The 8,334-nt window shown below is 70.3% G+C and carries 6 protein-coding genes; 5 read left to right on the top strand and 1 reads right to left on the bottom strand.

The genetic code is table 11. The features are described from left to right. The 5 genes from AOK16_RS16690 to AOK16_RS16670 all read left to right on the top strand — a co-directional run. The coding region (locus tag AOK16_RS16690; RefSeq protein ID WP_055473037.1) for an extracellular solute-binding protein at positions 1 to 1,020 on the top strand (1,020 nt) is incomplete at its 5' end. Between the two features lie 30 nt (positions 1,021 to 1,050). Then, positions 1,051 to 2,067: a carbohydrate ABC transporter permease gene (locus tag AOK16_RS16685; protein ID WP_055473036.1), complete on the top strand. Its 1,017-nt coding sequence runs from the start codon at positions 1,051 to 1,053 to the stop codon at positions 2,065 to 2,067. Next, on the top strand, positions 2,067 to 2,927 hold the full coding sequence (locus tag AOK16_RS16680; protein WP_055473035.1) for a carbohydrate ABC transporter permease: 861 nt from the start codon (positions 2,067 to 2,069) through the stop codon (positions 2,925 to 2,927). The genes AOK16_RS16685 and AOK16_RS16680 overlap by 1 nt, the downstream gene beginning before the upstream one ends. A 115-nt stretch (positions 2,928 to 3,042) precedes the next feature. After that, on the top strand, positions 3,043 to 4,296 hold the full coding sequence (locus AOK16_RS16675) for a glycoside hydrolase 5 family protein (RefSeq protein WP_055473034.1): 1,254 nt from the start codon (positions 3,043 to 3,045) through the stop codon (positions 4,294 to 4,296). Positions 4,297 to 4,476: 180 nt separating this feature from the next. Then, positions 4,477 to 7,515, top strand: coding sequence for an alpha-mannosidase (locus tag AOK16_RS16670; RefSeq protein ID WP_055473033.1), 3,039 nt, complete (start codon positions 4,477 to 4,479; stop codon positions 7,513 to 7,515). Positions 7,516 to 7,655: 140 nt separating this feature from the next. Here the strand turns inward: AOK16_RS16670 and AOK16_RS16665 are convergent. After that, positions 7,656 to 8,334, bottom strand: a 679-nt coding sequence (locus AOK16_RS16665) for a TAXI family TRAP transporter solute-binding subunit (RefSeq protein WP_055473032.1), incomplete at its 5' end; no start/stop codon positions are given.

The following is an 8,334-nucleotide window of genomic DNA, read 5'->3' as shown; positions in this document are numbered from 1 at the left end:
GGTGCCGCCGGCGGCACCCTGCCCGACGTCGTCAACGTCTCCCCGGACCTGGTTGCCCCGCTGGCCAAGGCGGGCCTCGCGCTCGACCTGGACAAGGCCGCCGGCAAGTACGAGAAGGAGTACCTGCCCGGCGCCTGGGCGAGCCACCAGGTCCCGGGCCTGGACGGCACGTACGCCTTCCCCTGGTACCTGAACACCGGCCCGCTGTTCTACAACAAGAGCCTGTTCAAGAAGGCCGGCCTGAACGAGAACAAGCCGCCGCGGACCTACGACGAGCTGTTCACCGCCTCGCTGGAGATAGCCGAGAAGAGCAAGGGCGAGGTCGCGACCCTGGCCAACGTCCCCTCCATCGAGGACTTCGGGCGCTACGGCGTCCGGACGATGAACAAGGAGGGCACCGAGTTCACGTTCAACGAGCCCAAGGGCGTCGAGCTGCTGGAGCGGTACGTCGAGCTCTACAAGGCCAAGGCCCTTGACTCGCAGGCACTGAGCGCGACCCCCGAGTCGGCCGGCAAGAAGTTCCTGACCCAGTCCGTGGCCATGAACCCGGGCAGCGCGCTCGACCTCGCCAAGTTCGAGAAGGAGGCGCCCGGCCTCTACAAGAACATCGGCATCACGGACATGGTCACCAACACGGGCAAGAACAACATGTATGTGATGGGCGTGATGGTGAACGCCAAGAGCGAGCGGAAGCCCGCCGCCGTCGCCTTCGCCCACTTCGTGACCGACAAGAAGCACCAGGAGGAGTTCGCGCGCAAGGTCGCGATCTTCCCGAGCACCAAGGGCTCGCTCGACGACCCCTACTACACCAAGCAGGACGGCACCGACGGGACCAGGGTCCGCGTCGCCGCCGCCCAGTCCCTCAAGGAGGCGGTCAACTACACACCGGTGCTGCTCAGCGACCAGATGAAGAAGGAACTCCAGAACGCGGTCGCCCGTGCCCTCCAGGGCAAGGAGTCGCCGAAGGCCGCTCTCGACGGCGCTGTCGAGGCGTGCAACCAGCTCCTCCAGCAGAGCTGATCACCGCTCCCCACGAAGACGGGCCCCTGGATGAACACTCCCACCGCGAAGTCCCCGGCCGAGAAGGCCGGTGCGCACTCTCCCGTCCCCTTGCCGGCGGCTTCCTCGGGCGTGACCACCGCGGGGCCCGCTCTCCGCAGCCCTGGTTCCGCCGCCGGCCGCAGGGCCGGCGGCGGCGTCCGGCGCCAACTGCCGGTGACGCCCTGGCTGTTCGCCGCGCCGGGCCTCCTGATCGCCGCCGCCTTCGCCCTGTACCCGTTCCTCAGCACCCTGGTGAACGCGTTCACCGACCGCCGCGCCCTGGTGCCCGGCGAGTTCGTGGGGCTGGCGAACTTCCAGGAGCTGATCCACGACGAGATGTTCTGGATCGGTCTGCGCAACAGCTCCCTCTACGTCGTGGGCGTCGTGCCCGCCCTGGTGATCCTTCCGCTCCTGCTGGCCATGCTGGTGCAGAAGCACCTCCCCGGCATCACCTTCTTCCGCTCGGCCTTCTACACCCCGGTCGTCGCCTCCATCGTCGTCGTCGGCCTCATCTGGGTGTGGATTCTCGACGAACGCGGCCTGGTCAACGGCGTGTTGGAGATGGTCGGGATCGGCCGGATCGGCTTCCTGAGCGACGAGTGGCTGCTGCTGCTCAGCGCGATGTTCGTGACGGTCTGGAAGGGCCTCGGCTACTACATGATCATTTACCTGGCGGCCCTGGCCAACGTTCCGAAGGAACTCCACGAGGCGGCCTCGGTCGACGGGGCCGGCCCCATCCGCCGGTTCGTCACCGTCACCGTCCCGGCCGTCCGTTCCACCATGGTCCTGGTCGGCGCGCTCTCCGCGGTCGCGGCCTTCAAGGTCTTCTCCGAGGTGTACCTGATGGCGGGCCCGACCGGCGGCCCCGCGGGCGAGGACACCACCCTGGTCATGCTCGTCCAGCGGGTCGGCACCGGCCTGACCGGCCGCGTCGGCTACTCCTCCGCCATGTCGGTCGTCGTCTTCGTGGTCACCCTCGGCCTGATGCTCCTGGTGCTCCGCGCCAACCGCAAGGAGGACGTCTGATGTCGGACGCCAAGCTCGCCCTGGCCGACGGCAGGCGCACGCCCGTATGGCAGCTCGTCCTGCGCTACGCCCTGCTCCTCGCCGTACTGGCGCTCACCGTCGGCCCGTTCCTCTGGCAGCTGTCCACCTCGCTCAAGGGGCCGAACGAGGACATCTTCAGCTCCCCGCCCCAACTGCTGCCCAGTGAGCCGACGCTGAACAACTACGCGCGGGTCGCTGACATCATCCCGGTGTGGGACTACGCGCTGAACTCGCTGAAGGTCGCCACCGCCAACGTGGTCACCAACTGCGTCGGCTCCGCACTGGCCGGATACGCCCTGGCCCGGCTCCGGTTCCGGGGGCGGAAGGTCGCCGTGCTCGTCTTCATCCTGGCCATGCTGGTGCCCATCGAGGCGATCATCATCGCCCAGTTCACCAACATGCGGGACCTCGGGCTGAACAACAGCCTCGTCGGCGTGCTGCTTCCCGGCTGCATCGGCGCGATGAACGTCCTGCTGATGCGGAACGCGTTCCTCAACCTGCCGTACGAGGTGGAGGAGGCCGCGTTCGTCGACGGTGCCAACACCTGGCAGAGGTTCCTGCGGATCGCGCTGCCCTCGGTCAAGGGCACCCTTGCCGTGGTCGCGATCTTCGCCTTCATGGGTGCCTGGGACGACTTCCTGTGGCCGCTGATCGTGCTGAACGACCCGGAGAACTTCACGCTCACCATCGGACTCAACTACCTGCACGGCACGTTCGCCAACGACGAGCGGCTCGTCGCGGCGGGAACCATCATCGCCGTCGCGCCGTTGATCCTGATGTTCGCCTGCCTCCAGCGCTACTTCTTCCGCGGTGTGGGAGAGGGAGCCGTCAAGGGCTGACGCCCGCGTCCGCTTCGCAGGACCGGCACCGGCCGCCCGCCCGCGCCCATCCGCACTCGAGCAACCCACCGCAGCCACCGCATCCGTCCGCTCCGACGAAGGACCGCACAGCGCGATGAACGCCACCCCCCTCCGTTTCGGCGTCAACTACACCCCGTCCCAGGGCTGGTTCCACCACTGGCTGGACTTCGACCTCGACGCCGTGCGCGCCGACCTCGACTCGATAGCCGGGCTCGGCCTGGACCATGTGCGGGTGTTCCCGCTGTGGCCGCTGTTCCAGCCCAACCGGACGCTGATCCGCCCGCGCGCCGTCGAGCAGCTGGTGCAGCTCGCCGACGCGGCCGCCGAGCGCGGCCTGGACGTCAACGTGGACGGCCTCCAAGGACACCTGTCCAGCTTCGACTTCCTGCCTGCCTGGACCCGGACCTGGCACCGGCGCAACATCTTCACCGACCCCGACGTCGTGGCAGGCCAGGTCGAGTACCTGCGCACGCTGGCGGCCGCCCTCGCCGACCGGCCCAACTTCATCGGCATGACCATCGGCAACGAGATCAACCAGTTCTCGGGCGAGCCGCACCCCGACCCCGACGTCATCACCGACGAGCAGGCGGGCGCCTGGCTGCGGCGGGTCCTGGATGCCTGCGAGGAAGGTGCGCCCGGCAAGCTCCATGTGCACGCCGAGTACGACGCGGCCTGGTACCAGGACGAGCACGCCTTCACGCCCGCGCAGGCCGCCCGGTTGGGCGGCGCGACAGCCGTCCACTCGTGGGTGTTCAACGGCACCGCCCAGCGGCACGGCCGCAAGGGCACCATGACCGAGCACCACGGCGCGTACATGATCGAGCTGTCCAAGGCCTGGGCCCTGGACCCGCACCGCCCCGTCTGGCTCCAGGAGGTCGGAGCCCCCGCCCCGCACATCCCCGCCGAGCACGCCGGGGAGTTCACCGACGCGACCATCGCCAACGCCCTGGACTGCCAGGACGTCTGGGGCGTCACCTGGTGGTGCTCCCACGACGTCTCCCGCTCGCTGGCCGACTTCCCCGAACTCGAGTACAGCCTCGGCCTGCTGACCAACGATCAGCAGGTCAAGCCCGCCGGCCGCACCATCGCGAGGATCGCCGAAGAGTGGCGGGGCCGCGACCACGCGCCGGAGGTGCGCTCCACCGCGCTCGTGGTCGACACCGGCGACAGCGAGTCCGCTCCGCTGCGTTCGACCTGCGCCCCCGGTGGGCAGTTCTACGAGGCCTGGGGCAGGTTGACGGCACAGGGCGCGCGTCCGGCCGTTGTGCTCGCCGACCTGGCCGGAGACAGCGAGCACCTGGCGTCCCGGGGCATCACCGAGGTCCTCACCCCGGAACAGGTGGACTGACCCGCGTACGGGGGCACGCGCGCGTACGCCCCGGGCGCGCCCGCACCGCGCGCACAACCGTCCCACCGCACGACGCGCAACACCGCGGCACCCGCAGTACCGCCCTACCGCTACAACTCGTAAGACCGCAGCACCCGCACCGCCGTACCACCGACGAAGAGTTACGGAGTCCTCCCCCACATGCACGACGACCGCAGCCTCGTCGAGGCCCGTCTGAAGCGTGTCCTCGACGAGCGCATCCGCCCCGCCGTCCACCCCGAGTCCGTACCGCTGGAGGTCGCCGCCTGGGTCGCGCCGGGCGAGCCCGTACCCGTCTCCGAAGGCCTGGCCGCCGAGTACACCCCGGTTGCTGTGGGCGACCCGTGGGGCGCCCCCTGGGGAACCACCTGGTTCCGGGTCTCCGGCCAGGTGCCCCGCGAGTGGGCGGGCAGGACCGTCGAGGCCGTGCTGGACCTCGGCTTCGACGAGCGCATGCCCGGCTTCCAGTGCGAGGCCCTCGTCTACACCCCGGACGGCACGCCCGTGAAGGGCCTCAACCCGCGCAACCAGTGGGTGCGCGTCGGCTCGCCGGTGGAGGGTGGCGAGGAGGTGGTCTGGCACCTGGAGTCCGCATCCAACCCGGTCATCCTGGGCGACAGCGGATTCCGCCCCACCGGCCTCGGCGAGAAGGAGACGGCCGGGACGGACCCGCTCTACCGCATCGAGCGGATGGACCTCGCGGTCTTCGACGAGACCGTGTGGGCCCTCATCCAGGACCTCGAAGTCCTGGGCGAGTTGATGCACGAGCTGCCCGTCGACGCCCCCCGCCGCTGGGAGCTGCTGCGCGCCATCGAGCGCGCCCTGGACGCCGTCGACCTGCAGGACGTCAACGGCACCGCCGCCGCGGCCCGCGAGCAGCTCGCCGGAGTGCTGGCCACCCCGGCGCCCGCCTCCGCGCACCGGATCAGCGCGGTGGGCCACGCTCACATCGACTCGGCCTGGCTGTGGCCGCTGCGCGAGACCGTCCGCAAGGTCGCGCGTACGACCTCCAACATGACCTCGCTGATCGAGAGCGAGCCCGACTTCGTCTTCGCCATGTCCCAGGCCCAGCAGTTCGCCTGGATCAAGGAGCACCGCCCCGAGGTCTACGCGAAGGTCAAGAAGGCCGTTGCCGAGGGCCGGTTCGTGCCGGCGGGCGGCATGTGGGTGGAGTCCGACACCAACATGCCCGGCTCCGAGGCCATGGCCCGGCAGTTCGTGCACGGGAAGCGGTTCTTCCTCGACGAGTTCGGCATCGAGAACGACGAGGCGTGGCTGCCGGACACCTTCGGCTTCGCCGCGGGTCTGCCGCAGATCATCAAGGCCGCCGGGTCGAAGTGGCTGCTGACCCAGAAGATCTCCTGGAGCCAGATCAACAGGTTCCCGCACCACACCTTCCTGTGGGAGGGCATCGACGGCACCCGGATCTTCACCCACTTCCCGCCCGTCGACACCTACAACTGCTCCATGCAGGGCCGCGAAATCGCCCACGCCGTCCGCAACTTCAAGGACAAGGGGGTCGCGAACCACTCGCTCGCGCCCACCGGCTGGGGCGACGGCGGTGGCGGCACGACTCGCGAGATGATCGCCAAGGCCGCCCGGTTGCGGGACATCGAGGGCTCGGCGAAGGTCCACTGGGAGACGCCCACCGAGTTCTTCACCAAGGCGGAGGCCGAGTACGCCAATCCGCCGGTGTGGGTGGGGGAGCTCTACCTGGAGCTGCACCGCGCCACCCTCACCAGCCAGGCCAAGACCAAGCAGGGCAACCGGCGCAGCGAGCACCTGCTGCGCGAGGCCGAACTCTGGGCCGCCACCGCCGCGGTGCGCACCGGTGCCGCCTACCCCTACGAGCGGCTGGACCGGATCTGGAAGACGGTGCTGCTGCACCAGTTCCACGACATCCTCCCCGGCTCCTCCATCGCCTGGGTCCACCGCGAGGCCGAGAAGACGTACGCGGCCGTGGCCGAGGAGCTGAACGAGATCATCGACGGCGCCCAGCGGGCGCTGGCCGGTGATGCCGCCTCCGGTGGCGAACTGGTCTTCAACCCCGCGCCCCACACCCGCTCAGGCGTAGTCGCGGGCGGCGCCCGTCCGAGCACCGCCAGCGCCGGTACCATCACCGTGACGGCGCGGAACGGCGGCGGCCACGTCCTGGACAACGGCCTGCTGCGGGTCGAGATCGACGGGCGCGGTCTGGTCGTCTCCGCCTACGACATCGAGGCCGAACGGGAGACCGTCGCCCCGGGGCAGGCTGCCAACCTGCTCCAGATCCACCCCGACTTCCCCAACATGTGGGACGCGTGGGACGTCGACGAGTTCTACCGCAACACGGTCACCGACCTGGTCGACGCGGACGAGGTCACCGTCGCCGCGGACGGCCCGGAGGCGGTGTCGGTCCGCGTGGTCCGCTCCTTCGGCGACTCCCGGGCCACCCAGGTGCTGACCCTGGCGGCCGGTGCCAAGCGCCTCGACATCGACACCGAGGTCGACTGGCACGAGACCGAGAAGTTCCTCAAGGCCGCCTTCCCGATTGACATCCACGCCGAGCGGTACGCGTCCGAGACCCAGTTCGGCCACCTCCACCGGCCGACCCACACCAACACCAGCTGGGAAGCGGCCAAGTTCGAGGCCTGCAACCACCGCTTCGTCCACCTGGCGGAGCCCGGCTGGGGCGTCTCGCTCGCCAACGACTCGACGTACGGGCACGACGTCACGCGCACGGTCCGCGACGACCGGGGCACGACCACCACGGTCCGGGTCTCCCTGCTGCGGGCCCCGCGCTTCCCGGACCCGGAGACCGACCAGGGCGTCCACCGCTTCCGCCACGCGCTCGCCCCGGGCGCGGAGATCGGTGACGCGGTCCGCGAGGGCTACGCGATCAACCTGCCCGAGCGCCGCGTCCCCGGCGACGCCGAGGTCGCCCCGCTGGTCGCCGTCGACAACGACGCCGTCGTCGTCACCGCGGTCAAGCTGGCCGACGACGAGAGCGGCGACGTGGTCGTCCGGGCCTACGAGTCGCGCGGCGGGCGGGCCGCGGCCCGCCTGACCCCGGGGTTCCCGGCCGCCGGTGCCACCGCCTGCGACCTGCTGGAGCGCCAGCTGGCCGACGCCCCCGAACTGGCGCTCACCGACGGCTCGTTGAACCTGGCGCTGCGCCCCTTCGAGATCGTCACCCTGCGCTTCCCGCGCACCCAGGGCTGACCGACTCTAAGACCGACCGGGGCCTCAAGGGCCGACCTGACCCCCGCGCCGCACGCACCTCGCGCTCGTGCGGCGCGGGGATCCGGCGCGCCCGGCCCCGCGTCAGGTCCGGCCCGCGTAAGGACTCCACCCCACGGGTGTCAGGGCTTGACCGAGCGGTAGTAGCGCCGAGCGCCCTCATGCAGGTCCAGTGGGTCGGTGAAGATCGCCGTCCGCAGGTCCACCAGCTGCGCGGCGTGCACCTGACTGCCGATCCGGTCCCGGCTGTCGATCACGGTCCGGGTGATCCCCTCGGTGAGCCCAGGGTCCGTACGATCCGTGGTCACCAGCAGGTTCGACACGGCGATCGTCTTCACCGCCTCCCCCTTCTGAACCCGTGGGTACGCGTCGGCCGGCATCACCGCGGCTCTGTAGTGGCGCGTCGCCGGGCCCTGCGCGTGCAGCCCGTCCACCAGGTCGCCGAGCTGCACGAGGCGTATGTCGAAGTCGTCGGCGAGATCCGAGACGGCCCCCGTTGGCAGCCCGCCGGACCAGAAGAAGGCGTCGATCTTGCCCTGGCGCAGCAGGTCCGGCATGGTGTCGATGCCTTTGCGGACCGCGTCGATGTCGTTCTCGGCGTCCAGTCCGGCGGCCTTCAGCAGTCGGCCCGTGATCAGGCTCACCCCCGATCCCCGCTGCCCGATCCCCACCCGCTTCCCGCGCAGGTCGGCGGTTCGCCGTACATCCGAGTCAGCCGTGACGACGAGCTGCACGGAGTCGTCGTACAGCCGCGCGCAGGCCCGCAGCCGGTCGGCGTCCCTGCCGCCCTCGTCGCGGTAG

This window comes from Streptomyces pathocidini (genome assembly GCF_001418495.1).
GTDB lineage: Bacteria > Actinomycetota > Actinomycetes > Streptomycetales > Streptomycetaceae > Streptomyces > Streptomyces pathocidini.
Note: the sequence above shows the minus strand (reverse complement) of the source record. Positions and strands in the feature narration are given on the sequence as shown.

Excerpts from the sequence above, each read along its gene's own strand:
- AOK16_RS16675 (WP_055473034.1), top strand. The coding sequence starts at position 3,043 with ATGAACGCCACCCCCCTCCGTTTCGGCGTCAACTACACCCCGTCCCAG.
- AOK16_RS16670 (WP_055473033.1), top strand. The coding sequence starts at position 4,477 with ATGCACGACGACCGCAGCCTCGTCGAGGCCCGTCTGAAGCGTGTCCTC.
- AOK16_RS16680 (WP_055473035.1), top strand. The coding sequence starts at position 2,067 with ATGTCGGACGCCAAGCTCGCCCTGGCCGACGGCAGGCGCACGCCCGTA.
- AOK16_RS16685 (WP_055473036.1), top strand. The coding sequence starts at position 1,051 with ATGAACACTCCCACCGCGAAGTCCCCGGCCGAGAAGGCCGGTGCGCAC.